This window comes from Paenibacillus sp. J2L1-98, from assembly GCF_056269405.1.
The window spans coordinates 144313-169572 of the sequence record NZ_JBWDNW010000007.1 but is presented as its reverse complement, the minus strand read 5'-3'; the positions used below and the strand labels follow the sequence as shown (position 1 = coordinate 169572).

Annotated in this window: 22 protein-coding genes; 3 read left to right on the top strand and 19 right to left on the bottom strand. The window is 44.8% G+C overall.

The window, feature by feature from the left end; all coding sequences use genetic code 11:
* Positions 1–35: 35 nt before the first annotated feature.
* Positions 36–1061, bottom strand: coding sequence for a LacI family DNA-binding transcriptional regulator (locus tag AC0YNZ_RS15685; protein ID WP_475827495.1), 1026 nt, complete (start codon positions 1059–1061; stop codon positions 36–38).
* Positions 1062–1252: 191 nt separating this feature from the next.
* Positions 1253–1591, bottom strand: a complete 339-nt coding sequence (locus AC0YNZ_RS15680) for a winged helix-turn-helix transcriptional regulator (RefSeq protein WP_110771963.1) — start codon at positions 1589–1591, stop codon at positions 1253–1255.
* Positions 1592–1747: 156 nt separating this feature from the next.
* On the opposite strand from AC0YNZ_RS15680, the gene AC0YNZ_RS15675 reads away from it, so the two are divergent.
* The 3 genes from AC0YNZ_RS15675 to AC0YNZ_RS15665 all read left to right on the top strand — a co-directional run bounded on the left by AC0YNZ_RS15675 (position 1748) and on the right by AC0YNZ_RS15665 (position 4987).
* A complete protein-coding gene (locus AC0YNZ_RS15675; protein WP_475827494.1) occupies positions 1748–2956 on the top strand; it encodes an MFS transporter in 1209 nt (402 codons plus the stop codon).
* 18 nt (positions 2957–2974) lie between these two features.
* Positions 2975–3934, top strand: a complete 960-nt coding sequence (locus AC0YNZ_RS15670) for a TIGR03571 family LLM class oxidoreductase (RefSeq protein ID WP_475827493.1) — start codon at positions 2975–2977, stop codon at positions 3932–3934.
* An 81-nt stretch (positions 3935–4015) separates the two neighbouring features.
* A complete protein-coding gene (locus AC0YNZ_RS15665) occupies positions 4016–4987 on the top strand; it encodes an NADP-dependent oxidoreductase (RefSeq protein WP_475827492.1) in 972 nt (323 codons plus the stop codon).
* On the opposite strand, the gene AC0YNZ_RS15660 is transcribed toward AC0YNZ_RS15665, so the two are convergent.
* The 17 genes from AC0YNZ_RS15660 to AC0YNZ_RS15580 form a co-directional block, all read right to left on the bottom strand.
* Complete coding sequence (locus tag AC0YNZ_RS15660) at positions 4984–5856, bottom strand: LysR family transcriptional regulator (protein ID WP_475827491.1); 873 nt, start codon at positions 5854–5856, stop codon at positions 4984–4986. The genes AC0YNZ_RS15665 and AC0YNZ_RS15660 overlap by 4 nt on opposite strands.
* 146 nt (positions 5857–6002) lie before the next feature.
* On the bottom strand, positions 6003–7034 hold the full coding sequence (locus AC0YNZ_RS15655; RefSeq protein ID WP_475827490.1) for an NADH:flavin oxidoreductase/NADH oxidase: 1032 nt from the start codon (positions 7032–7034) through the stop codon (positions 6003–6005).
* 33 nt (positions 7035–7067) lie between these two features.
* Positions 7068–8234 (bottom strand): iron-containing alcohol dehydrogenase, encoded by a 1167-nt coding sequence (locus AC0YNZ_RS15650; RefSeq protein WP_475827489.1) that lies wholly within the window; start codon positions 8232–8234, stop codon positions 7068–7070.
* Positions 8235–8404: 170 nt separating this feature from the next.
* Positions 8405–9064, bottom strand: a complete 660-nt coding sequence (locus AC0YNZ_RS15645; RefSeq protein ID WP_475827488.1) for a type 1 glutamine amidotransferase domain-containing protein — start codon at positions 9062–9064, stop codon at positions 8405–8407.
* A gap of 142 nt (positions 9065–9206) precedes the next feature.
* Positions 9207–10184, bottom strand: a complete 978-nt coding sequence (locus tag AC0YNZ_RS15640; protein WP_475827487.1) for an ABC transporter permease — start codon at positions 10182–10184, stop codon at positions 9207–9209.
* A gap of 30 nt (positions 10185–10214) precedes the next feature.
* Positions 10215–11195, bottom strand: coding sequence for an ABC transporter permease (locus AC0YNZ_RS15635; protein WP_475827486.1), 981 nt, complete (start codon positions 11193–11195; stop codon positions 10215–10217).
* Between the two features lie 23 nt (positions 11196–11218).
* Positions 11219–12727 carry a sugar ABC transporter ATP-binding protein gene (locus tag AC0YNZ_RS15630; protein ID WP_475827485.1) on the bottom strand — a complete coding sequence of 503 codons (1509 nt, stop codon included), beginning with the start codon at positions 12725–12727 and terminating at the stop codon, positions 11219–11221.
* 117 nt (positions 12728–12844) lie between these two features.
* Complete coding sequence (locus AC0YNZ_RS15625; RefSeq protein WP_475827484.1) at positions 12845–13921, bottom strand: substrate-binding domain-containing protein; 1077 nt, start codon at positions 13919–13921, stop codon at positions 12845–12847.
* 106 nt (positions 13922–14027) lie between these two features.
* Positions 14028–14825, bottom strand: a complete 798-nt coding sequence (locus tag AC0YNZ_RS15620) for an SDR family NAD(P)-dependent oxidoreductase (RefSeq protein ID WP_475827483.1) — start codon at positions 14823–14825, stop codon at positions 14028–14030.
* Between the two features lie 444 nt (positions 14826–15269).
* Entirely contained in the window at positions 15270–15611 is a 342-nt protein-coding gene (locus tag AC0YNZ_RS15615) for a winged helix-turn-helix transcriptional regulator (RefSeq protein WP_475827482.1), read from the bottom strand.
* A 189-nt stretch (positions 15612–15800) separates the two neighbouring features.
* Positions 15801–16655, bottom strand: coding sequence for a protein phosphatase 2C domain-containing protein (locus AC0YNZ_RS15610; RefSeq protein ID WP_475827481.1), 855 nt, complete (start codon positions 16653–16655; stop codon positions 15801–15803).
* Positions 16656–16693: 38 nt separating this feature from the next.
* Complete coding sequence (locus AC0YNZ_RS15605; protein WP_475827480.1) at positions 16694–17929, bottom strand: extracellular solute-binding protein; 1236 nt, start codon at positions 17927–17929, stop codon at positions 16694–16696.
* A gap of 146 nt (positions 17930–18075) precedes the next feature.
* Positions 18076–19761, bottom strand: coding sequence for an ABC transporter permease (locus tag AC0YNZ_RS15600; protein WP_475827592.1), 1686 nt, complete (start codon positions 19759–19761; stop codon positions 18076–18078).
* A complete protein-coding gene (locus tag AC0YNZ_RS15595; RefSeq protein WP_475827479.1) occupies positions 19751–20854 on the bottom strand; it encodes an ABC transporter ATP-binding protein in 1104 nt (367 codons plus the stop codon). Before AC0YNZ_RS15595 ends, AC0YNZ_RS15600 begins: the two co-directional genes overlap by 11 nt.
* A 69-nt stretch (positions 20855–20923) precedes the next feature.
* Positions 20924–21967 (bottom strand): ABC transporter substrate-binding protein, encoded by a 1044-nt coding sequence (locus tag AC0YNZ_RS15590; RefSeq protein WP_475827478.1) that lies wholly within the window; start codon positions 21965–21967, stop codon positions 20924–20926.
* A gap of 211 nt (positions 21968–22178) precedes the next feature.
* Positions 22179–23423: a response regulator transcription factor gene (locus tag AC0YNZ_RS15585; RefSeq protein WP_475827477.1), complete on the bottom strand. Its 1245-nt coding sequence runs from the start codon at positions 23421–23423 to the stop codon at positions 22179–22181.
* Positions 23416–25221, bottom strand: coding sequence for a cache domain-containing sensor histidine kinase (locus tag AC0YNZ_RS15580; protein ID WP_475827476.1), 1806 nt, complete (start codon positions 25219–25221; stop codon positions 23416–23418). The genes AC0YNZ_RS15585 and AC0YNZ_RS15580 overlap by 8 nt, the downstream gene beginning before the upstream one ends.
* Between the last annotated feature and the right edge of the window lie 39 nt (positions 25222–25260).

Genomic DNA, 25260 nt, shown 5'->3' with positions numbered 1-25260 from the left:
ACTTGCATGAAGGTTGGTTAGCAACAATCACGCATTCATTTTATTTCCGTTTTCCGTTTGCCGCAGGTTTTACGAACGATTAGCTCCACAGGCAGCACAATTTCCTGAAAATCTGACTTTCCGCCCTTCTCCAATCTTTCCATTAGCAAAGAAGTAGCGATGCTCCCCATTTCATACCTGGGAATTTTAACGGTAGTTAATTGAACACTGCGCGTCCCGGAAATAAACAAATCATCAAAGCCGATAACCGCCAAATCGTCAGGGACGGATACCTCAAGATCTGTCGCCGCATCCAGTACACCTAATGCGCCAATATCGGTAAGACTGATAATAGCGGTAGGTCTCTTCCATTCTGGCAGCCCGAGTAAAAATTGGGTGGTTTTATAGCTGCCCGAATATCTTGCTTCCCCCGAGGTCAGCCATTCCGGGTGGATGGTTAATCCCGTATCCTCCATCGCTTGTATATAGCCGTTCATTCGACTCTGGGTTATCGATGAGCCGCTGATGCCCGGCATAAATGCGATCTTCTTATGCCCCAGCTCGTATAAATGATTCGTAGCCATCACAGCGCCGTTGAAATTATCCGCAACAACCGAGTCCACTTGAAGTCCCTTTACACAGCGGTTAGCCAACACAATGACATAACCTTGCTCCATAAATTTTTGAAAGTGTTCACGATCCTGCTCCAACGCAGATGTGACGATAATCCCGTCTACTTTTCCTTCCCTTACCTGATTAAGGGCGAATTGCGTTCGGTCAGGTTTATCATCCGTATTCAAAATATTGATTGTGAAACCTTTGGTTTGAGCTAAATCTTCGCATGCCTTGGCTAAATCCGGATAAAACGGGTTCGTGATATCAGACACAACAAAACTGATCGCTTTGCTCTTTTGTACTCTCAAACCTCTTGCTACCGCATTCGGAACGTAGTTCAATTCCGAAATCGCTTCTAATACCCGCTTTCTCTTCTCTTCATGAACCCAACGGGTATTATTAAGGACATAGGAAACGGTGGCAACGGAGACGCCTGATTTTTGAGCAATGTCCTTTATTGTAGCCAATATCTATCACACCTTCATCTAATCGATTAGATATTAAGTTATCATACAATATTTGTTTTGTCTATAAAAAATAACGATATCGTTGAACATGCTAAATTCCCCTAATTAGGGGAACCATACATTGCGTGTTTCTCTAAGCAGACCACAGCGCGGAAATAAGCAATAAGATTAGAAATAGACTGCAGCTTCTATTATTCAGAAGTTATTTCCGAAGATAACTCAGAAGTTAGTTCGACATGCTGCTCGCCCCATGCACACATGGCATCGAGAATTGATCTAAGCGACCATCCGTACTCCGTTAGGGAGTATACAACTTTCGGAGGCACCTGCTCATAAATTTTTCTTTGCAATACTCCATCCTGTTCAAGTTCGCGCAATTGCTGTGTCAGCATCTTCTGTGTAATGCCAGGCATCAGCCTTTTTAATTCACTTGTCCGTTTTTCTCCTTTAATTAAATGACACATGATGACCACTTTCCACTTACCGCCGATTACATCGAGAGTAGCTTCGACCGGAATATTATAACCCATTTTTCCCCGCTCCTTTATGCTATAGGGTACTTTTAAGTGCCTATATACCTTAAAAGTACGTACTTATCAAGATCTTCTTTATGCCTATATAATAACACTCATGAACCGAAAGTAAAGCTTACTTCCGTTCAACTACATCATCATCAGGAGGAAAACATGAGTCAAACTATTGCAAAATCAGCGTCTCAACGCAAAGTCGGATCAAAGTCAGGTACCTGGGCGCTTCTTGCCCTTGCTATAAGCGCGTTCGGTATCGGTACTACGGAATTTGTTCCTGTAGGTTTGCTTGCATCCATCGCCGATGATCTGCAAATCGGCATCACTCTAGCTGGACTTCTTATTTCAGGCTATGCGATCGGTGTCGCGGTCGGAGCGCCCATCATTACCGCGCTTACTAATCGGATGAGCCGCAAGTCCTTGCTCATGGCGCTGATGGTCGTTTTCATCATCGGCAACGCAGTCGCCGCACTTTCACCGTCATTTGAAATTCTGCTTATTGCACGGTTCATTACAGCATTTTCGCATGGCGTCTTTTTCTCCATTGGAGCGACCATCGCCGTTCAATTAGTAGCTCCAGAAAAAAAGGGTAGTGCCATCGCGCTTATGTTCACCGGACTTACTATTGCCATTGTTACCGGTGTTCCACTCGGAACATTTATCGGGCAAGCATTCGGCTGGAGAGCTACTTTTGCGGGCGTTGCCTTGCTTGGGGTTATTGCGATCATTTCAAGCGCCTTACTCATCCCTAAAAACTTGAAACAATCTCCGCCAGCCAAATTCACAGATATGTTCCGGCTGCTCACAAACGGCCGTCTGCTTCTGGGCTTTCTTATCACAGCATTCGGTTATGGCGGGACTTTTGTCGCTTTCACTTATTTAACTCCGCTCCTGCACGATGTAACCGGACTAAGTCATGGCGTAATTAACATCCTCTTGATCGCCTATGGTATTGCTGTCGCTTTTGGCAACTCCGTTGGCGGAAAATTGGCTAATAAAAACCCGCTGCGTGCACTATTTTGGATGTTTATCGTACAAGCGGCCGTTCTAGTCCTTCTAACGTTCCTTGCTCCATTTAAAACGGCTGGCGTAATCGGTGTAATCTTAATGGGTCTGCTCGCCTTCATGAATGTGCCCGGTCTTCAGTTATATGTCGTCCAACTTGCTGAAAAGTACGTGCCTTCAGCGGTTGATGTTGCTTCTGCCATTAATATTGCGGCATTTAACATCGGTATTGCAGTCGGTTCGATTGTCGGCGGAGTTGTTATCGACTCCATGGGCCTTGTGCATACGCCGTGGATCGGTGCGCTTATGGTTGTCATTGCGATTATACTCACAGCAATTTCTGCCAAACTCGAACGAAAATAATGCAGGGGGGAAATTCGGATGTTTGAGCGTCATCAGACTTATCAGAGCATGTACAAGGAAGGCGAGTTAACGCTTGGTCTCCATATTCCACTAGAAAACTATCAAAATAACACACCAACGATGGCTCAACAAGTTGAGCTGGCCCAAACTGCTGAAAAATACGGATTTACTACGCTGTGGCTCCGGGACGTTATATTGGAAGATCCCAATTTTGGGGATCCGGCTGTCGGTCAAATTTACGATATTTTGATTTTCGGTACACATCTGCTTAGTCAGACAAAAAAAATCGCACTTGGAACATCTGCGCTGGTGCTTCCTCTTCGCCATCCGCTAAGGCTGGCGAAAGAAGTGGCAACGATCGAAGCACTCTTTCCGGAAAGGCTCATCATGGGTATCTCATCCGGAGACAGGCGGGCTGACTTTAAAGGACTTGGAGTCGACCATCCCAGCCGCGGCGCTCAGTTCCGTGAAGCGTTATCCTTTCTCGAAAAGGCACTTTATGAGCATTACCCTACGATTGACTCGCCTTACGGTCAAATCCAGCAAGCGACACTCGTACCGAAACTGAAGCAAAAAATTCCTACAATGGTTACCGGTTTTGCGCAGCAAGATCTCGATTGGCTTGGATTGAACGGCGACGGATGGATGTATTATCCGCAATCACCATTACGACAGTTAGAAGTCATAAACGCATGGCGAGAATCGGCTGCTCGGCAAAACCATACAACGTTTCATCCATTCTCTATGCCCATGCATCTCGATTTAGCGGAAGATCCTAATGAAGAAGCTGTTCCAATTCGGCTTGGTTATCGGGTCGGACGTAATAAATTGCTAGAACTTCTTAAAATGTATCAACAAATTGGTGTTAATCATCTCTTCTTTGCTCTATTCGATAGCCCCCGTCCAGCGAGCGAAGTCATACATGAACTAGGCGAATACGTGCTGCCGCACTTCCCGCCGCATCGAATCGTTAAATAATTAAGTTATTAGATGAAGTATCTGCCGAACACCCGGATATTATTAATACTCCGGGTGTTCAATTTAAAAGGAGCAATCAGGATGATAGGCATTGGGATTAAAGCGTACGGCGACAGCTCACAGCTGACTGTTATCGAAGTACCGGAAACGCAGCTTCAACCGGATGAGGTTCGAATTGCCATTCGGGCCAGCGGCGTTAATCCTGTCGATTGGAAAATACGTGAAGGCTTGCTGCAGCAAAGCTTCCCTTATGAACTGCCTCTGATTTTAGGTTGGGATGGAGCAGGAGTCATTAGGGAAGTGGGAGAAAAGGTTCGTTCTCTTCGTGTTGGGGACGACGTCTTTTTCCGTCCGGAAATCGAGAAGCATGGAACGTATGCGAATCAAATTGACGTACCGGAGAGATTCGTCACATTAATGCCAAAAGGCTTGACTTATACCGAAGCTGCAGCACTACCGCTCGTTGGATTAACCGTATGGCAGGCGCTCGTGGAAACCGGTCAGGTAATCGAAGGACAGAACGTCCTCATTTTAGCCGGAAGCGGCGGAATTGGTTCAACTGCCATACAATTAGCAAAAACATTAGGCGCCAACGTAACGACAACAACTAGCAGCCGTAACGTTGACTTCGTTCGTTCATTGGGAGCTGACGAGGTTATAGCGTACGATCAACCGCTAACGAACGATTATAAAAATTATTTTGATTTTGCTCTTGATACCCTTGGCGGCCAAGTCTTTTTGGATGCAGTCAATTGGATGAAACCAAATGGGACGATTGCTACCATATTTGGCGGACCCCATGATTCTAAATCTTGCTCTCCTGCAGTGAAAGAGAAAAACCTGCATATCGAGTATGTATTTACACGTCCGGATGCTTCCAACCTCAATCATATTAAACGTTTGGTCGAAATGGGCAGACTGAAACCGGTTGTTACCGAAACATACCCGATGACTGTCGAAGGCGTACGTGAAGCCCATCTGTCTAATCAGACTGGCAGGACCAAAGGAAAAATTGTTTTGATCAGAGAGCTTGATCAGGACGTATCCAATTAACTATTTTCTTTAATAGCATCTATCATCATATTTATTTTGGGTATGTTTCGATTTTTTATTTTGTAAGCAAGATATAAATCATTCGTTACTTTATAAGGCTCACAAATGATTTTTACTTTGTTCGATTGCAAGGAGTTTGCCAGCATGTAAGTAGGCAATAAGCTAATTCCAGCACCATGTTCGATGGCAGACAAAATAATGTGCAAATCGGGCAGCACATGCTCGGGTTTTATTTGAGGACGTTTTTGAAAGTGCTCCCTCCAAAATCTTCTGATAATGGGTAATTCAAGGCCGTAGCTGATCCAAGTTTGTGAACATAACCACGTCTCCAGCTGCTTCATAGGATTGAACGCAGGTTCCTCCAAATCATATGGCGCAACTAAAACAAACTCTTCCTCTACGTATCGGATATATTCAACCCCGGGGGCCGAATGCTTTTGCGATGTTACAATGATGTCGACCTTATCTTCCGTTAATAATTCTAAAATATACGATGCTAACCCGTAATATGCAAACACACGCATATTCAGGCTTCCAAGGCACGGCGCAATTTTTTCTCGAAAAAACTCTTGCGCCGTGCCGATTTTGACAATCGGAAGCGTGGGAGATGAGACTGCTCTGAAACTTAGCGTCGTCTCCTCCAGCGCTTCAATAAGCGGAGCCAATTGCGAATAAAGCTCTTTTCCCCGTTCAGTCGGAACCATATTCCTCGATGTTCTAATAAACAATGGCTCGCCAACCTCTGCTTCTAGGGCAGCCAAATGTTGACTCATGGCAGGCTGTGTCATAATCCGCGTTTTGGCTGCTTCCGATACGGAACTATGTTTATAAATGCTTATGAAACTTCGATACCATTCAAAATTGGCCATGAACAAAATCCTTTCGCTCCGTACTTTCTCTCTAACCTTAACATATAAGTTAGAGGGAGATACCTGCTCTTACAGTCCGAAGACGATAAGCAGGCACTCCCTCCCCTCAAAACCGCATATGTTCCAGCGATTTACCGAACACTTTTTTACAGATAAGCTCGCTCATATTGCTTTGGAACATGGATATGATCGCTTCTCAGCGAAAGGGCAGCATGCGCGGCCCAGTAAGGATCGCGAAGCATGCCGCGGGCGATCGCCACCAAATCTGCGTCTTCATTGCCAATGACGGACTCAGCAACCGCCGGCTCCTCCAGCATCCCTACCGCAATAACAGGTATGTTCAGCGCTTCCCGGATTTTCCGGGCAAACGGCACCTGGTAGCCTGGATAATTGCCGGGCTTTCTTTCCCCACCCAGTCTTTCCCCGCCAGTACTTACATGAAACGAATCGACGCCTGCTGCTTGATAAGCTTCACAGAGCGCAACGGCATGTTCAATCTGATAACCGCCATCAGCGTACTCGGCTGCCGAGATCCGGAACACTAACGGCATATTTGCCGGCAGTTCTTTTTTGACGGCTTTTATGACTTCTACACCGAATTTAGACAGGTCCTTGCCGTACTCATCTTCGCGCTTATTAGCTAAGGGAGAGTGGAACTGGTGGATTAAATAGCCATGGGCTCCGTGAAGCTCGATCATATCTACCCCTGCTTGAACCGCACGGCGGGCTGCATCGGCAAATAGCTGTATCATCCTTTTAATTTCACCCTTCGTAAGCGCGCGGGGCATTTTAAAATGGGATTCAGGAAGCTTTATGGCCGATGGAGCCACCGGCACTTCCGCATCTTCGGCTTTGCGGCCCGCATGAGCAATTTGAATGCCAATTTTTGCGCCATGAGCATGCGCCCCTTCGATTATTTTAGAAAATGCCGAAATCTGCTCATCCGACCACAAGCCTAGATCAAAATCTGTTATGCGGCCATCCGGATCAATGTCAGTCATTTCTATAATAATTAAGCCTGTCCCGCCTATTGCGCGGCTCATATAGTGAACATAATGCCAGTCGTTTGGCTTGCCGTCCTTAGCGGTGACGGAATATTGACACATAGGCGCCATAACAATTCGGTTTTTTAATTGTAATCCTTTCAGCTTATACGGAGAAAAAAGTCGATTGCTCAAAACAAAACACCTCTCGATTGTTCTTGAAGAACACTATAATGATTTTCTTAAAATAGTCTCAACATCTTGTTTGTTTAAAGGGATGTATCTGCCAATAGTTTCGTCCACCATTGCTCTTTCAACCATTAAATCGATTTCTGAATCATCAATTCCATAATCGGAAAGTTTGTCTGGCGCCCCTAATGAACGCCAGAACGCACGTAATTTTCGAATGGTCTCTGCTGCCAGTTCAGCGTTTTTTTTATTTCCAGCTTCAATCCCAAAAACACGCAACCCTAATTGAGCTACTTTTTCAGGATTTTTCGAAGCGACAAATTCCATCCAGTTAGGGAATAAGATCGCGAGTCCGCCACCATGAGGAATATCATGAACAGCTGAGACCGCGTGCTCAATCTTATGGGTGGCCCAATCTCCAACAACACCCATGGATAAAATGCCATTCAATGCAAACGTTCCATTAAGCATGATGATTTCTCGATATTCAAAATTTTGAAGATCATCGATCAATTTAGGTGCCACTTCCATAGTTGTATGTAGAATGGACTCTCCAATCTGTTCTTGCAATGGTACATTGGAAGAAGTATGGAAGTATTGTTCCAATACATGAGTCATAATATCTACAATACCATAGACAGTTTGGTTTTTTGGTACGGAAGCAGTAATTTCCGGATCCAATATACTAAATTTAGGGAAAGTATGCTTTGAGACAAAATGGCGTTTATCATTTTCCTTCCAGTTGGTAATGACCGAACCGCCATTCATTTCTGATCCAGTCGCAGAGATTGTCAAGATCGTACCGATAGGAACGGCTTTTGTCGGAATTGCTTTATTAGACACAATATCCCAAACGTCACCTTCGTAATAGACACCGGCAGCGATGGCTTTTGCACAGTCAATTACACTCCCTCCGCCAACAGCGAGAATGAAATCCAAATCATTTTCTCTTACGAGTTCAATTCCCTTATTTACCGTTGTTAATCGCGGATTGGGCTCCACCCCGCTCAGTTCCACCACATGAACGTCACTGATTCCAGAAAGGGCATTGATTACTTGATCGTAAATACCATTTTTTTTAATACTTCCTGCCCCATAAAGAAATAAAATGCGCTGACCATACGTTGGAATTTCAACTTTAATTTGTTCAACTTGTCCACGTCCAAAAAGGATTTTGGTAGGATTGTTAAAATGAAAGGTTTTCATTCGTACTCCTCCATATGTTTTTTAGATTACAAGATGCTTTAATGCTGACATGATTACCATTAATAAAATAGATAAAGAAGAAACAATAGCCGTTCGCGCATAAAAACAAATAATAACAGGACAACAGCAAAATGTCGTCCTGTTACATATGATCCCGTTTAGTCTTGCACTTATTTCAATCTCGCAATAACTTCTTTAGCCACGCTAAGTGTTGATTGAGGATTTTGACCTGTTATTAATTGACCGTCAACTTCATAATGATCGCTCCAATCCGGTGCTGCTACAAAGAGCGTGCCTGCTTGACGAAGCTTGGACTCCAATAGAAAAGGCATAAATTGATCCAATCCGGCAGCCTTTTCTTCCGTATCCGTAAAGGCTGTCATCCGTTTGCCTTCCACTAAATATTTACCATCCGATAGCTTTGCATGGACTAATGCAGCCGGTCCATGACAAACCGCGGCAACCATTTTTCCTGCCTCATAAAACTCTCTTAGTAACGATTGAAGCTTCTCGTTATCCGGCAAATCAAACATCGTTCCGTGACCGCCCGGCAAGAAAATGACATCATAATCCGCAGCCTTTACCTCATCCAGCCTGGTCGTATTCGCAAGAAATTTTTCAGTGTCCAATAGCTCCTGATGCAAATCAGCGCTTAAACTGTTTTGATCAATCGGAGTTTTACCGCCTAAAGGACTCGCTACTGTAATATTAAAGCCTTGTTTTGAAAACGCAAGATACGACTCGGCAAATTCCGAAAACCAAAGCCCTGTGGACTTCTCACTATTTATTTGACTGGCCGAGGTGACAACGATTAATATATTTTTTTGCATATGGGTTCCTCTCCCCGTTTCTGATTTGCTGTTGCAATGCTATTGTAGCTCCAGGCCTCCTATAAATCCAATTAGATTATAGTTCAATATCCATAAAAATATTTATACCTTAAGCCGCATTGAACAGCAAAAAAAGAAACGATTAGATTCTACCCAATTCACGCTGCTTTCGTAATGACAGGTATCCATCCGATATGACTACAATGACTAATATGATACCGATCACAACATTTTGCCATTGCGGCTTCACCTCAAATAAGTTGAAGTAATTGCTGAGCAAGGAAGAAAATATAACGCCAAATATAGCTCCTACAACAGAGCCCTTCCCGCCAGCCAGGCTGCTGCCGCCAATAATGCAGCTAATGATGATGCTCATATGCATGCCTTGTCCCATATATCTATTGGCCATTTCATAACGAGCTGTCGATAGAATGCCTGCGACTGCAGATAATGTCCCGCTGAGCACAAATGCAAGCATTTTAATTTTTTTCACATTGAAGCCCATTAAGCCTGCAGCTTCCGGATTTCCGCCAATATAATACAGTTTCCTTCCCGCCGGCGTAAAAAGAACAAACAATTGCGCAAGCACAACAACAATTAACATAATCCAAAACATGTAGTAGATGCCAAGAAACTTGCCTGTACCCATTTGAATAAACTGTTCGGGGAAATTTCTGTATCCTTCTCTTCCTTCGCCTACTAACAATATTTCAGAAATGCCTTTTATCATGTACATCATTCCAATGGTTGCAATCAAATGATTTATTTTAGCGTGAGCGACTAAAAAACCGTTAATCAAACCAATAACCGCTCCCGCTAATATTCCGATTAGAATGGAAGGAATGACAGGCATGCCCCCATCTAATAGCATGGCTGTTACGACGCCGCTAATGCTCATAATGGAGCCTACCGACAGATCGAACATTCCAGTTATTAACAACACCATCATTCCGATTGCGATTATGCCTGCCGGCGCTATTGCCGTCTGCAATGAATCTAGGTTAGCCATATCTAAAAAATACGGGCTGAAGGATACGAGAACGATAATAAGCAAAACACTTATAGAAAAAGAAACAAACTCATTTCTTTTGTACATACTTCGCAAACCTTTGAAATTCATATTTATTCCTCCGTCATTAAATTGCGAAAATTATTTCGTCATTTTGTTCAGCAAGGTGTCAATAAACACAGCAACTATTAAAATAAACCCAACAATCACATGCTGAATAAAGGGATCAATTTTAAAAATAATCATTCCATTAAAGATTACAGACAGAAACAGCAATCCAAGAACCGATCGCATCACGCTGCCTTTTCCGCCAAACAGGCTTGCCCCGCCCACGACTGCAGCTGTAATCATTAGAAACTCTAAATTAACGCCTGTTGTTACATCCGCGTGCATGATTCTTGAAGTGGCAAGAATACCGCCAATAGCAGCAGTAGCGCTGGAAACAGCAAAGGTAATAATTTTGATCTTTTCAGATTTTATTCCATAAATTCGCGCTGTTTCAATATTGGAGCCCACATAATACATTTTTTTAAACACTGTCGAATTTTTCATTAAAACCTCAAGAGCGGCAACGATTAAAACCATAAAAAGAATGCTCCAATGAATGGCTCCTATTCGAAGATTGATAAAATGTCTATACGTATCAGGAAAAGTATAACCTTGCAGCGATCCTATCAGGATCCAATTTATGCCCTGTATCAAGGTCATCATTCCAATTGTTACCATCATAGAGTTCACTCTAAATTTAGTTACAACATATCCGGAAATCATTCCAAAACAAGCACAAATTAATATCGTGACTATAAACGCAAGGATAAAAGGCATATCTGTTTTAATCATTAATGTACCTAGCATAGTTCCGCTAAATCCATAAACCGCGCCAACAGACATATCTAATTCACCCATAATCATTAAAAAAGTAAAACCGATGATTGCAAAAAACTGAATAGAAACACCGAACAAAATCGAATAGATGTTGTTATATGAAAAAAAACTGCTCGTAGTAGCACCAAGTATGATGCTGAGCATAACGGTGATAAGAATAATAGATACTGCTCCAATATCCACTCTCAGTTGAGACCGGCTTGTTTTTATTATGGCTGCTTTACTTTCCGTTGACATCCTTCTTACTCCCCCGTCCCATCTCATAATGCCGCAAACGACATAATTTCATTTTCAGTAATCTCATGGCTTCCGAGTTCACCGCTAATCGTCTTATTCCGCATAATAATAATTCGGTCTGCCAGACTTATTAACTCAGGTAAATCAGAGCTAAAGACGATCATACTCACACCCTGTTTAGCAATATTTAAAATAAATTTATGAATTTCCGTTTTGGCGCCGACATCAATACCGCGGGTAGGTTCATTGATAATAAAGCACTCCGGTTCCGTGCCTAAGCAGACGGACAACATTAGCTTTTGCTGATTGCCTCCGCTTAAAGTTCCCGGTTTCGTCCAAATGGAAGCGATGGCGATCGAAAATTTATTAATAAATTCCGTTGTATATTGTTTCAATGCCTTAACATCCACAAATGAAAATTTCGATAATTTTTTAAGCACAGGTAATGACATATTATCCATGGCAGACATATTTAACAGTAATCCCGCATGTTTTCTGTTGCTGTTAAGATATAAGATCTTATGTTCAATCAAGTTTATCGGGGTAATATTCACTAGTTTTTTCCCTTTATAAAAAAACTCTCCCTTATCTATACCTTCTAGACCATAAAGCATCCGCGATAATTCAGTTGTTCCCGACCCCTCTAATCCGTAAAAGCCTAATATTTCACCTTTGTTCAGGCTGAAACTGATATTGTTAACAGAGTTCTTTTTTGAGAGGCCTTTTACTTCGAATATCGTTTCTTTTTCCGGCAAAGATACATAGTCCTTTTTCACATATACACTGCCGGTAAGCTCTCTGCCAACCATTTTGCTCACTAGAATGTTTTCAGTCAGACTTTCATCATTAATTAGTGTGCAAATAAAGCTGCCGTCCCGTAGTACGGTCACCCGGTCACTTAAATCTAGAATTTCATTCAGCCGGTGAGAAATATAGATGATCGTTATGCCATCGTTTCTAAGCTTCTTTAAAATTTTCACCAGCCGCTCAGCTTCTTCGTTATTTAAGCTGGAAGTAGGTTCATCCAGCATAATTATTTTTTTATTAAGGCTTATTGCCCTTAAAATTTCTACCATTTGTTGTTCCGCCAGCGTCAATGCGTTCATTTTTTGATCAGGATCGATGTTTAATTCAAAAATATCCAAAGTCTTCTTTGCTTCGCTGTTCAAACGCCGTTTATCGATCAAACCGAATTTGTTTTTAAAATTGCTGTCTGGAAATATGTTTTCAGCTACGGTCATGTTTTCGAAAACGGCCAGCTCTTGATGAACCATAGAAATACCGAGCGATTGTGCATGCTTAGGCGTATAAATGTCCACAGGCATTCCGTCGATAATGATTGATCCCGAGTCAGGCGCTTGTTCACCCATAATGATTTTAATAAGCGTACTCTTCCCGGCTCCATTCTCGCCTAGCAAAGTGTGGATTTCTCCTTTGCTGACAGAAAACGAAACATCCTGAAGGGCGGTAACGACTCCAAAACGTTTGGCGACATGATTAATGACTAAAAAATTTTCATTTTGCTTACTCATCGCACCCATTCTCCCACTATTCATTTTCACTGCTTCCAACATCATGCATGAATGAACTTGTTCATTTAGTGAAGCCGGGAATCTAATTTCGGAAATTAGATTCCCTGCCCTTCTTTTCTATTTGTACAATTTTTCTCCTTTTGGAAACCGGGGAAGGTTTTTATATACAAACTCTTCAACATTGTTTTTATCGATGACTACTGTGTGTTCATACATGATCTCAGGCATAATGTTTATACCGGCTTTTTCATTGTCTCTTGCTACAGGAACATTTTTTAAACCGATATTTTGATCGTTATAAGCCTCTAACAACAAAATAGACATATACGCATCTGTTGCTGTTTTATTTATGATCGAAGAACGGATATAACCTTTCTGAATATATTCAATTGTTCCGGTCTCTCTATCATGTGTGACTACGGCAACGCGTGCAGGATCAACCTTCAACTCTTCCATAGCAGATCCGATGCCGGTGCCTGAGCTTGAATCTAACCCGACAATTGCCGTTAAATCTTTATAATTATTAAAAGCGGACTTTGCAGCTTCAATGGCAGCCTCCGTATTTGCTTTATCATCGACTTTACTCAGCAATTTCCAATTTGTTCCTTTCAATCCGTCCATCAATCCTCTAAATTTCTCATCCGTATTAGAAGCCCCCCAATTGCCGAGTGCAACTAAGTTTCCTGTATCGCCCGCTTGTTTGATCAATTCTTTAGCCGTATCTACACCGGATTGATAATTATCAAGTCCGATGTAAGTCATGACTCCAGCATCCGGGACGGTAGACGTCATCGCTATAACCGGGATTCCTTCTTTCATCGCACGCTTTATAGCAGGAACGGATGCCGAATCCCATAAGCATGTAATAATCCCGGCAGGCTTTTTGGCGATTGCTTGTTCCATAGCTTCCGAAGTTGCTTTACTATCAAATCCGTCCGGTCCCATTTTCACAATTTTCACGCCCAATTTTTCAGCGGCATACTTAAATCCGGAATGCGCGTCAATTAAATAGGGATGCGATTGAAAGCCTGAAACAAAGTAATAGACTCTTTCTTCTTTAGCCTTCGTTGCCGATTCCGTTTGGGGCTCCGTGCTGACTGCTGCTTCGCTTTTACAAGCTGTAAGCGTTGCCATAACTAAAGAAAATCCGAGCAATATTGAAATAAGCTTAGAATACGTTTTTTTATTACTCATTTTGTAAGCCTCCCGATTCATATTTGCAATCGCTTTCATTACTGCCAATAAAGAAACGCATGCGTTCTCCCCGCAGCTAGTTGCGGGGGGAATGGCGCTTTCGCTATTAAAGATGTTTAATGACACCAGCATCAATGAGAATATTATTTCCGTTTATTCCATTGTTGGCAGCTGCGAAAATGACAGTCATCGCTACCTCTTCAACTGTTAAAAATCTTTGCAATAATGAGCCTGCATCCGTCCCGTTCGCAAAATAATTAATTTTGGCTTGTTCAAGCGTAATGCCGTCTCTTGCTGCAATTGTTTCAAGATAGTCTTTGACACCTGGAGTCATTGTTGCCGTAGGCAGTATACTGTTTACGGTAACTCTAGTCCCTTTCGTCATCTCTGCTAATGATTTTGTCAGTGCTAAGCACGCAGCCTTTGAAGTGGAATAATGCGCCATATCGCTATTCACTCTAATTCCAGCTTCGCTGCCGATATTAATAATCTTGCCTGCGTTTTCTTCCAGCATATCCGGAAGCGCTCTTCTGGATAATCTTACAATGCTCATCACATTAACATTGTAAATGTTGAACCATTCTTCATCGCTTATTTCTACAAACGGCACAACACCATAGATGCCGACATTGTTGACCAAAACATCCAGCTTACCGTCTTTGGTCGCCTCATCATAAAGCCCGTTTGCGCCTTCAAGAGAGCTGAGGTCAGCAGCTATCCCGCTTACTTCACTGCCTGGATGAGATTGCTGCATCTCTTTAACGACTATATCTACCTGTTCTTTATTCCGGCCATTAATAATGACCTTTGCCCCTTCATCAAGAAAAGCAAGTGCGATTGCATGTCCAATCCCTAATGTTGAACCTGTAATAAGTACTTTTTTACCTTTTAATCCCGTTTCCAATTAAAGACCCTCCTATTAATTTGTTTTGAATCTTTATACATAAACTCTGCTCGAGCTATGAAAAGAACAACCTCAGTATATATGTCTCTGTTTTTAAGCAACAGTACCCACTTTTCAGTAAGATATCTTACCTATTGGTAAGATTTGTTTCGCTTCAGCAGTTCTTATGGAGCTGCATAGCAAATTATTTTACTCGGCTTTCGCAAATGGAGATTTTAAGCTCATTAGAGAGTCAAACTCGAGGAAATCGTTTTTCAGGTTTAGGGGAATTTCACGCAGTTTTACAGCATGAGACTTGCGAAGAGTATTGGGAAGACAATCATGAATGCGTTTTCAAAACAACTTAAGCCAGCCAATGAGAATCGCCATACATCAGCATTCAACGTACTGCTGCGCATCAATTCAGGAAATGGCTGGCTGAGAGACTGCTATACAGGACTCAGACTATTTCATTGCTTCAAAACTTTCCGAGAAATTTTTTTCCGACCATTTTTGAATGATATCCAATGCCGGGAACAGCTCTTTTCCAACTTGCGTAATACTAAACTCAACCTTCGGCGGTACTTCTGCATAAACGGTTTTTTGAATAAGGCCGTCTTCCTCTAATTCTTTAAGTTTTTCATTAATTACTTTTTGGCTGACACCGGAAACGATCCTCTGCAATTCTAAAAAACGTTTTGGACCATCGTTTAAGTGACAAAGTATAACAGCCTTCCATTTGCTGCTTATAAGTTCCATGCCAATATCAAGATGACATACATACTGCTTACCTTTATAAACGATCATAATTATATTTCCCTCCCTATGTTATACGATGTGCTGATAGTATAAATGGCGGCTCTGCTTCCAAAGCAAATCAGATGTTTTTTTATGATACCACTTAATAATCCAGCAAGTCCGATAAATTGTCAAAACTTAAAAAATAGCGGAACAGGGATAGTCCTGATCCGCCATTCATGTTTATAAGTGCTGAATCTACAGCTCAATCCAAATTCCAGTTTTGTCATCAGATTTTTTGAATCTCGGATACCTGATGCATTCCGCATCCTCTTCCTCGAGCGCAATCAGCCAATGCGCATAAGGCTCCAATCCCATCATTTCAATCCCGTTCAGAAGCTGTTCATCCGGATTGCGGCTGCCTTGTTCCTGACTTTTTTCAGGATAGAACAGGCCATCCGTCACAAGCAGAAGCTTATCGAGCCCGATGCGGTTCATTCTGCCGTATTCCAGGAACCGCCCGGCCTCAGGCAGCCCATTAAGCACCGAATAACCTTCAGCCGTATTCATCCTTTTCTTATTTCCCAAAATAATCGGCTTGACCTTCTCCCAGAGCGCCGCTTTCGATCGTACACCCGAAGCAATCTCCGCCTCCCAGATCTTTTTGGAATCCCTGTCAATATGGGCTACATGATCTCTCGTGATGCTTCTCATAGAGCCGTCGTTATACTTGGCCAATATCATACAATCACCGGCTTGGACGAATTCGATCCGGTTCTCACTGACTCTTATCATTGCCATCCCCGCTGTCCACAGCTCTTCCTTCGACTGTAAATTAACGCCGCTCTCAGCCATTTCCCGTCCGAGCTTGCGGTTGGCTTCCAGCGTTAAAGCTTCGAGATCCCGGGTCTCATCCTCATCCGTCAGTTCCTCGAAAAATCGTTTGATGCACTGGGAAGCCAATCTCCCGCCGGTTTCCCCGTTTGCCCCCCGATAGGGCACAAGTGAAGTCGCACCGTCTATAACACCGAAAATATGGCGGCTCTCATCCAGGACGAAGGCGTCCTCGTTCCACTCCCCGACCCCTTGAATTGAAATGGTATGCAGTTTCATAGGCACTCTCTCCCTCCGTTAACTTTTTCCGGTCCCGCTTATGGCAGCATCCAAAGCATTTCTTCGATCTCCTGCTCCAAATCATCATCCGGATCACCTTCCAGCCGCATAAGCATTTCGGATATATGCTCCAGATTTGCTTGATCGGTCATGTAAAATGTTTGCCCCTTGAGCCCGGCTCCGATCTGCAGCAGCCTGTTATATTTCTCCGGGATGGACGGATCTGAAATCTGTTTATCCAACACATCCCGCCGAATAGGCATATAGCCATTTAAGGAAACTATGTTATTCTGAACAGCGGGAGCTGCAAAATACTCAGCCAACGCTCCCGCATAAGCGCTTGTTTCACTGCCTGCAACTACTGCGAATGCACTGACACGGGGAAACGGCATAGCTGCTGCTGCGCCGGGTAGCGGCAATATACTATAGGCGAACTTGCCCGCAATATAACGGTCCAATTCATGAATATGAGTCGAATTCGCTATTAGAAACCATGTTTTTCCTGTCATAAACTTGCTGACCGCAAGGCGGTGCTTCAAAGGCTCCATGACTGCGGATTCATACACCAGCCCTTTCCACATATTCAGAAGATTGCGCAAGGAATCCTTCCCTTTGTTCAGCTCGGCATTTCCCAGTAAATTCAGGAATATGAAGGATAGCTCATCATCCACTGCCAAAATCTCCTGCTGCTCGATGTTTGATCCCAGCTGAGACAACACTTCCGTCCGCTCCCGCAGCGTTGTTCCTAATGAGCTTAGATCGCGGAACTTCAGCGGCTGCTTAAACCCCATCCAGCTCAAACGATCCTGATTATAAAACAATACGGGGACGGCCACTCCGGCCGGTACCGCCCAGCGTTTCCCCCGATACAAGAAGGCTGTATCTGCCGCTTGCAAAATATCGGAAGGAAGCTCCGCATATTCGTGTGCAGGCCGTAATATCCCTGCATCTGCCAAGCTTTTATATCCCTGCGTACTATCCAGTTCGACAACCATAGGCGCACGGCCTGCCGAAACCGCGGCGAGCAGTTCACTATTTAAATCCTCGTAGGAATTGAACAGCCGCACATTTACACGCACATCCGGATGCTCCTGCTGAAACTGCTCCACTATCGGCTCCCAGCCGCTGCTGTAAATCCAGCAATCCACCGCTTCCGTCCTGACTATGTGCTGATCCTGAAAATTGGACAGCTTGTAAAAGTAAGTTGAGTATACCATCAGACTCACGGCTATAATGACCAGCAAAGCCAGCCATACGATTCCATTTTTAGTCAACCGCCTATACCTCCCTGCCGTACATTGCCTACTGCCTGTTACCTATTCCCCATTGTAACCAACAACTTTAATCATTCTTCCTGATTACTGTCATTATAATAGGCAAAGCGGATTGCAGGAAGGGGTAGTACGGCAGCTGGCCCAGGCTAGAGCGAGAGGCCTTTTCCACCCGATAGTTTATTTGCTATAAGGAGCGAAATAAGCGTTGTTACCGTAAGGATGGAGGCCAAGGCGGCACCTGTTCCGTAGTTGGACGTGAATACCTCGCTATAAATCGTGACGGAAATCGTTGCCGTAGCCCCAAAGTACAATACCAGCGTCGAGCTGAGCTCATTTATCGTTGTAATCCAGCTTAGAATCGCGCCCGATACGACTCCCGGCGCCATTAGCCGGCCCGTCGTTTTGAAAAATGTTTTCATCGGCGGAACACCCAGACTGATGGAAGCTTCCTCCACGCTTTTGTCCAGCTGATGAAGGATGGCCGAACTGGAGCGGATCGTATACGGTATTTTACGCACCACATATGCAATCACAAGAATAATCCAGGTGCCTGTCAGCACGACCGGCGGCTTGTTAAACGCAATTATGAGACTGATTCCGAGCACCGTACCCGGCATGACATAAGGAATCATAATAATGCCGTCAAGCGCAGCAGTCAGCTTAGACTTGCGTCTCACCAATATATAGGCGATCATCATGCCGGCTACGATCATAATGACGATCGAGATAATAGAATACGTGTACGTATTCAAGATCGCACGGGGAACACGGTACAGAACCTCCCTATAGCTGTCCAGACTGAAACCGCGGTGGAATACTGGTCCGTTTGTTTTCAAAAATGACGTTACGAGCACGGTCAGCTGAGGCAAAATCGAAATAGTCGCCGGAATGAAGGCCAGTACGGTCAGCAGAATCTTAGCGGACTTATTCAGCGGCTTCACCTTTGGCGTCCGCATGCCGGTCATCGAATAATTTTTGCGCGATACGAAATACCGCTGCGAGAAAAGTATGGCCGTCGAGAATACAATCAGTACGATACTGAGCGTACTGGCCATCGCCGGATTGCCCCCCATTTCGCTGATAAACTGCTCATACGCCAAAATCGGAAGCACCTTAAAACCTTGGCCCAGCAGCATAGGCGTGCCGAAGTCAGCGAAGGACGCCATAAATACCATAAGCGCGCCTGCCGACAAAGTCGGAAAAATGAGCGGAAGCGTAATGGTCTTAAGCCGCTGCCAACTGCTCATCCCCAGGCTCTCGGAGGCCTCTTCCAGCGATGTATCGATTGTTTTCAGCGCGCCGGACACGTACAGAAAGATATGCGGATAAAATTGCAGTGCGAATACGATGACAATGCCATGCCATCCGTAGATGGATGGAATAGGAATTCCAATGCTGTGTATAAACCGGGTTATAAATCCGTTGTTTCCCATCAGCAGGATCCATGAATAAGCCCCAATAAAAGGGGGGGAAAGCAGAGACATAATGACCATCATCTGCATAAGACCCTTGAACTTAATATCGTATCTGCTGGAGAGGTAGGCCAGCGGCACACCGATCAGCACGGCAAGCAGCGTTGCCAGACCCGATACCATGAAGCTGTTGAGCAGCGCTTTCCGGTAATAGCTTAATGAAATAAAGTCAATGTAATTCCGGATAGAGAAGCTGCCCTCCTCATTAATGAAACTGTTAAACAGCAGCGAGATTAGCGGATAGAGCACGAACGCACACAGAAATACATATACCAAAACGGTTACGACGGTCCAGAGGTCCCACTTTCGAAGCAACAGCCTCTGCCGCACCGCAGGTGCCGGATGCTGATTAAGCTTCATTTGCACAATAAATGACCTCCCCTCCGCTGCCGTCGTACATCACGGACTGATGAAGCTGCAAATCCAGAAACAGCGCTTGTCCTTCTCCGTAAATCATACTGCCCTTTCCGGGATGATCATGTACTTCGATCAAATTGCCGTCTGCAAGTTTTATGCTGTAGCTTACTTTATCGCCCAGGAAGCTTACCGTTTGAACGGTCCCTGGAAACGGATAATCCGCAGCCGGCTGCATTTGTATTTTGACCTGCTCCGGACGAACAGAGAACATCACATTGCCTGAATAAGAGCGGTTTAACGGCAGCTCGGCAGTCCACTCCAGCAGCCTGACCCGCCCCTGTGCCCTCGAATCCCTCACCGAGCATACACCCTCCATAAAATTGGAGGTCCCGATAAAGTTAGCGACAAAACGGTTTTGCGGCATCATATAAATGTCCCGCGGAGAAGCAATTTGCTGAATGACGCCTTCGCTTAATACGGCAATCCGGTCGGACACGGCCAATGCTTCTTCCTGATCATGAGTTACATAAATGGTTGTAATGTTCAGCTCTTTTTGCAGCTTGCGGATGTCCGTTCTCATCTTCACCCGCAGCTTGGCATCCAGATTGGAGAGCGGCTCGTCCATCAGCAGCAGCGCCGGACGGATGACAATGGCACGCGCAAGCGCGATCCGCTGCTGCTGCCCGCCGCTCATATTGTTTGGAATCCGGTCCCGGAGTGAGGTGAGTTCTACCATTTCTAGAGCTTCCATTACCCGCATTTCAATTTCCTTCTTGGATACTTTTCTTGCCCTTAGACCGTAGGCCACATTATCGAAAACGCTCAAATGCGGGAAGATCGCATAGTTTTGGAAGACCATCCCGATATTTCGCTCATGCGTAGGAACATCGTTAATGACTTTATTTCCAAAATAAATGTCTCCCTCTTCCTGTCTGTAAAATCCGGCTATCGTGCGAAGCAGCGTCGTTTTGCCGCATCCGCTCGGACCGAGCAGAGTGAAAAATTCTCCTTCTTCAATCGTGAAATGGGCATCATTTACTGCCTTGGACGTGCCAAAATATTTGGTCACATGATCGAAAACAACCTTGCTCATCATTAACCAGCCTCCAGATGTAGGCGGCGGGGGTTATTCCTAATGAAAGGTCTTTCCGCCCGCCAGCGCCAATTATTCTTGTCCGGTCATAATCCGGGTAACGCGTTTGATGACTTCATCCTTATTATTAGCTGCCCAGCTAAAATCGTAGTTCACCAGCTTAATATCCTTGGTTTGCGGCAGGCCTTCCACCGGATCGACATCGCTGCGGATCGAGCGTCTTTTAAATTCTTTTTGAACCAGCTCCTGCACATCTTTGCTTACAATAAAGTCGATAAACTGCTGAGCCTCATCGAGATGCTTCGTCCCTTTGATAATGGCAGCGCCGTCAGGAACGGCAGATGTACCTTCCTCCGGGTAAATAATGCCGATCTGCGAGCCCCCTTCAATGTACCGCAAAGCCGCATCCTCAAGCGTAATGCCGAGAGCGAATTCTCCGTCAGGAACGGCGCGCTGCACCAGGGAAGAGCCCGATAAAATCTTTCCGTCCATGTTCTTCACCAGCTTATGCACAAAATCCCAGCCCTTCTCATCGTCTCTTCCGAATGCAGTAAGCATCGTCACGACCTGGGTGTAGGAAGATCCCGATTTGCTAGGATCGGCGAAAGCAATATTCCCTTTCCATTTCGGATCTAGAAGATCATTCCAGGATTTCGGCAAATCCGCTTCCGAAACCATATTTTTATTGTACGTAATGACCATCGGCAGCGCGTTGAATGGTGTCCAATAGCCTGCTTCATCCGCATAGGCAGGAAGCAGATTCACCGATTCCTTGGTTTTGTATGGCTCGAAATAATCTTTGAACGATTCCAGCGAGTCAGCCCCGCCTGCCCAGAATACATCCCCGAGCGGATTGCCCGCTTCCGCTTGAACCCGTTTGAGCAGTTCACCGGTTCCTCCTGAAATCAATTGAACTGTTATCCCCGTCCGATCCTGGAACTCTTTCACAACCGGGTTGTTAATCTCAGCCGGATTAGGCGAATAAATTGTAAGACTGCCTTTTTTGGAGCCTGAATCTTCTAAAACCGAATTACCTTCCCCGCTAGTTCCGCAAGCTGTCATAATAATTGACATAAAAACCATCACAACAATGCTCAAAACCCATTTTCTTTTCATTCAAGCAACCTCCCATTGATTTTGTGTGAGCAAATCTAACTTGTTTACTTCTATTTTTACTATACGTTCCGGAAGGCACTCCCTCAATGGGACAAAATTTCATAAATGTTGAATAATTTGATCATCTATTTCTTTATTGACAAAAAAGCCGTTCGGAAACCGAACGGCTTGAAGGCTCATATTTAGGCGAGCTTGCAACTTACAGCGCTGTTTATTGCCTAATCTTGTTCCGGTATTCAGTCGGCTTGCTTCCCACAATCTTCCGGAATAGCTGGCTGAAATACCTGGAATCCTGATAGCCGACAGCAATCGCCACCTCATTGATGCGCGCATCAGGCGAGCGAAGCAGCTTTTTGGCTTGCTCCATCCGTACTTGGGTCAAATAATCGATAAAGCTGACTCCTGTCCGTTTACGGAACAAACGGCTGAAGTGGGCTTCGCTAAGATGAAATAGAGCTGCAAGCTTCTGCAGCGACAATTCATCCGCATAATTTTGCTCGATATAAGCTTCGACTTGGCGGAAATGCTCCGCGTCAACCGGAACGTTCGAGCCCTCCCAACGTTTAATATCTCCATATTCTCGAACCGCCTGCGAATCAGCCGGCCGCTTGCTGCCCAAAGCTTCAACAGCCTCACGGTAGGCTGCATCCAACCTATCCAGCCCTTCGTAAGGCCGACTGAGTCCGAAACGGACATCCCCTTCTTTATCCAGTTGACGGGCTGTCCTTTCCACATCCTGAACAATATCATCTGTCGCTTCCAGCAGCAGAGCGACTTTGCCTGCACCAAGAAAGATCGGCGGTCCAAGCATGATATGCTGCAGACAGGAACTTAAACTCACCCTCATCAGATCGTTTGCATCCATCTCAACCGATCGGACAAAAGACGACAGTTCACCGACTGCCACGCGCAGCCCAAGGATTGACTCGTGACCGTAACCCAGCATTTCATGCAGCATTTGACGCGACCGGCTGTCCAGAAATCCGAGCATGCCATCATGAACAAGCTTCTCCAAAATAATGCTTTCTCCGGATTGTTTCCAATCGAGAAGATGCTCAACTGTATTGGCATTATATCTCGCGCTTGAAATTTCATTGCATACCCGTCCCACAGCCTCCAGAAGTACGTCCGGATCTGTCGGTTTCAGAACAAAGTCGTCAGCTTTAAGCTTGACAGCCTGCTGGGCATAGGTAAAATCCTCGAATCCCGTTAAGAAAATGACCTTCAGCTCCGGACAATGCCGCTTCGCCGCTTCGGCGAGCTCCAGCCCGTTCATGCCCGGCATTCTAATATCCGAAATCAGAATGTCCGGCTTATGGGTTACTATCTCTTGCAGCGACTGTATGCCGTCAGCAGCTTCTGCAATAATTTCGCACTTCACCTGCTCCCAGTTAACGGTATGCTTCAATCCTTCGCGAATAATCCATTCATCATCGGCAATGATGACTTTATACATAACGTTCCACCTCCTGAGCCTCTCGAATGACCGGAATACGCAGCTGAATGATCGTTCCTTCCCCAGGCTTGCTGTCGATTTCCAGCCCGTAGAAATTTCCAAAGTGAAGCTCAAGGCGACGGTTCAGGTTATACAGGCCAATCCCGGTTCGATGATTTTGTTCGGGTGGATGCTGACGGTCAAGCAGCTGCCGCAGCAAATCCGGATCTATCCCCACGCCGTTGTCCTCAATGACAAACTGCACATTCTGATCGCAAAGCTGTCCCGTAATACGCAGCTTGCCTTGTCCATGCTTCATTTCAAGCCCATGACTGATTGCATTCTCAACAAGGGGCTGAATGAGAAGCTTGGGCGTATACAGTTCCAAAATATCATCATCGATAAGAAGCTCGACCGTGATTTTGTCCCGGTACCGGAGCTGTTGGATAACCAAATAATTGCGGATTTGCTGGATATCGTCCCGAATAGGGATAACAGGACTTCCCCTGTGGATACTGAAGCGGAGCAGGCTCCCTAGCGAAACGGCAATGCTGCTTATTTCATCAATTTTGTGAATCCTGGCCATCCAGTTGATGGAATCCAGCGCATTATACAAGAAATGGGGTGTAAACTGGGCTTGTATAGCTTTGATCTCCGCTTCCTGGACCTTTAGCTGCTTCTCGTACACCTGGTTAATCAAATGCTTGATCCGCTTGAGCATCCGGTTAAAGCTGAATCCCAAATGCCCGACCTCATCCCTGTATTTAGAAGAGAAAGTCACCTCAAGATCGCCTTGCTCAACCTCTTTCATGAGCTGCCGAAGCTTGCGCAGCGGGCGCGTAATATAATCGGACAGCAGATAAGCAGCGCAATACGAAACCAAAATACATGCGATCACGATGAATATCGTTAAATTGCGAATGCTGGAGCTTTCTCCCGTCAAGGCCGCGACAGGAATTACATTGACCAGCTTAAAGCCGTAGGTGTCTGACGTATCATAGATGACGACTTTTTCCGTAGATCCGTCATTCACCCGGAAAAAGCCCTTTTTCCCATCAAGAACGCCGGAAATATAGTTCTTGTCAAGGCGGGTTCCCACCTCATGCTTAAACGGTGTACTGGAGATGACATAGCCTTGACTATCCAGAAGATACACCTCTCCTCCCGGATACTGATGCGCTTTTTGATATTTATCGGCCAGTGCCGGCTCCATAATATCGATAATTAAATATCCGAGCGGCTTGCCTGTTCCGATCTCTTTCAGCAGACGGCCCGAGCTTAATACCGCACCGTAATCTTCAAAGTTTTTAAAGGAGTAATGGGTATCCCAAGCAGCATCGCCGCCAGCCAGACGGGATTTGCGCAGCAGTCCCCAATCGGGGTTATAATCGAGATAATTATGAGGGATAAAACTTCCGGTAAAATATCGGTCTCCATTTTCGCCAAGCACATACAACCAGATATTCCAGGATTTAAATCCGAGAAAGCTGTCCAGGATTTGATTGACGGTCTGTTCGTCTTCATGCTTTTCCTTTACGCTCCGTGATGCCGGCTTCGATAGAATGCGCTGGATATCCTTGTTGCTGTAGAGGTACATGGACAGCTGTTCAATATCTTTCACAAAATAGGTCAGGCTGTAGTTTACTTGTGATAAATTTTCCGAAATAATTTCGTAGGCTTTCATTTGTATTTCATCTGATGCTTTGCGGTAGGAGAACATACCCAGAATAGCAAGAGGAATGACCGTTATTACGAGAAACAACATCATCAGCTTTGTTTTGAGCCCCATAGAATGAAGACGTTTCCTAAAGTGATTCATGCTGCCTCCTCCTCTAACGCTCTCGTGATTTTATGTAAT

What these genes read in the sequence shown, in the direction of transcription:
- AC0YNZ_RS15680 (WP_110771963.1), bottom strand. Translation starts at nt 1,591, where the DNA reads ATGGGTTATAATATTCCGGTCGAAGCTACTCTCGATGTAATCGGCGGT.
- AC0YNZ_RS15675 (WP_475827494.1), top strand. Translation starts at nt 1,748, where the DNA reads ATGAGTCAAACTATTGCAAAATCAGCGTCTCAACGCAAAGTCGGATCA.
- AC0YNZ_RS15670 (WP_475827493.1), top strand. Translation starts at nt 2,975, where the DNA reads ATGTTTGAGCGTCATCAGACTTATCAGAGCATGTACAAGGAAGGCGAG.
- AC0YNZ_RS15665 (WP_475827492.1), top strand. Translation starts at nt 4,016, where the DNA reads ATGATAGGCATTGGGATTAAAGCGTACGGCGACAGCTCACAGCTGACT.
- AC0YNZ_RS15660 (WP_475827491.1), bottom strand. Translation starts at nt 5,856, where the DNA reads ATGGCCAATTTTGAATGGTATCGAAGTTTCATAAGCATTTATAAACAT.
- AC0YNZ_RS15650 (WP_475827489.1), bottom strand. Translation starts at nt 8,234, where the DNA reads ATGAAAACCTTTCATTTTAACAATCCTACCAAAATCCTTTTTGGACGT.
- AC0YNZ_RS15645 (WP_475827488.1), bottom strand. Translation starts at nt 9,064, where the DNA reads ATGCAAAAAAATATATTAATCGTTGTCACCTCGGCCAGTCAAATAAAT.
- AC0YNZ_RS15640 (WP_475827487.1), bottom strand. Translation starts at nt 10,184, where the DNA reads ATGAATTTCAAAGGTTTGCGAAGTATGTACAAAAGAAATGAGTTTGTT.
- AC0YNZ_RS15635 (WP_475827486.1), bottom strand. Translation starts at nt 11,195, where the DNA reads ATGTCAACGGAAAGTAAAGCAGCCATAATAAAAACAAGCCGGTCTCAA.
- AC0YNZ_RS15630 (WP_475827485.1), bottom strand. Translation starts at nt 12,727, where the DNA reads ATGAGTAAGCAAAATGAAAATTTTTTAGTCATTAATCATGTCGCCAAA.
- AC0YNZ_RS15625 (WP_475827484.1), bottom strand. Translation starts at nt 13,921, where the DNA reads ATGAGTAATAAAAAAACGTATTCTAAGCTTATTTCAATATTGCTCGGA.
- AC0YNZ_RS15615 (WP_475827482.1), bottom strand. Translation starts at nt 15,611, where the DNA reads ATGATCGTTTATAAAGGTAAGCAGTATGTATGTCATCTTGATATTGGC.
- AC0YNZ_RS15610 (WP_475827481.1), bottom strand. Translation starts at nt 16,655, where the DNA reads ATGAAACTGCATACCATTTCAATTCAAGGGGTCGGGGAGTGGAACGAG.
- AC0YNZ_RS15600 (WP_475827592.1), bottom strand. Translation starts at nt 19,761, where the DNA reads ATGAAGCTTAATCAGCATCCGGCACCTGCGGTGCGGCAGAGGCTGTTG.
- AC0YNZ_RS15595 (WP_475827479.1), bottom strand. Translation starts at nt 20,854, where the DNA reads ATGATGAGCAAGGTTGTTTTCGATCATGTGACCAAATATTTTGGCACG.
- AC0YNZ_RS15590 (WP_475827478.1), bottom strand. Translation starts at nt 21,967, where the DNA reads ATGAAAAGAAAATGGGTTTTGAGCATTGTTGTGATGGTTTTTATGTCA.
- AC0YNZ_RS15585 (WP_475827477.1), bottom strand. Translation starts at nt 23,423, where the DNA reads ATGTATAAAGTCATCATTGCCGATGATGAATGGATTATTCGCGAAGGA.
- AC0YNZ_RS15580 (WP_475827476.1), bottom strand. Translation starts at nt 25,221, where the DNA reads ATGAATCACTTTAGGAAACGTCTTCATTCTATGGGGCTCAAAACAAAG.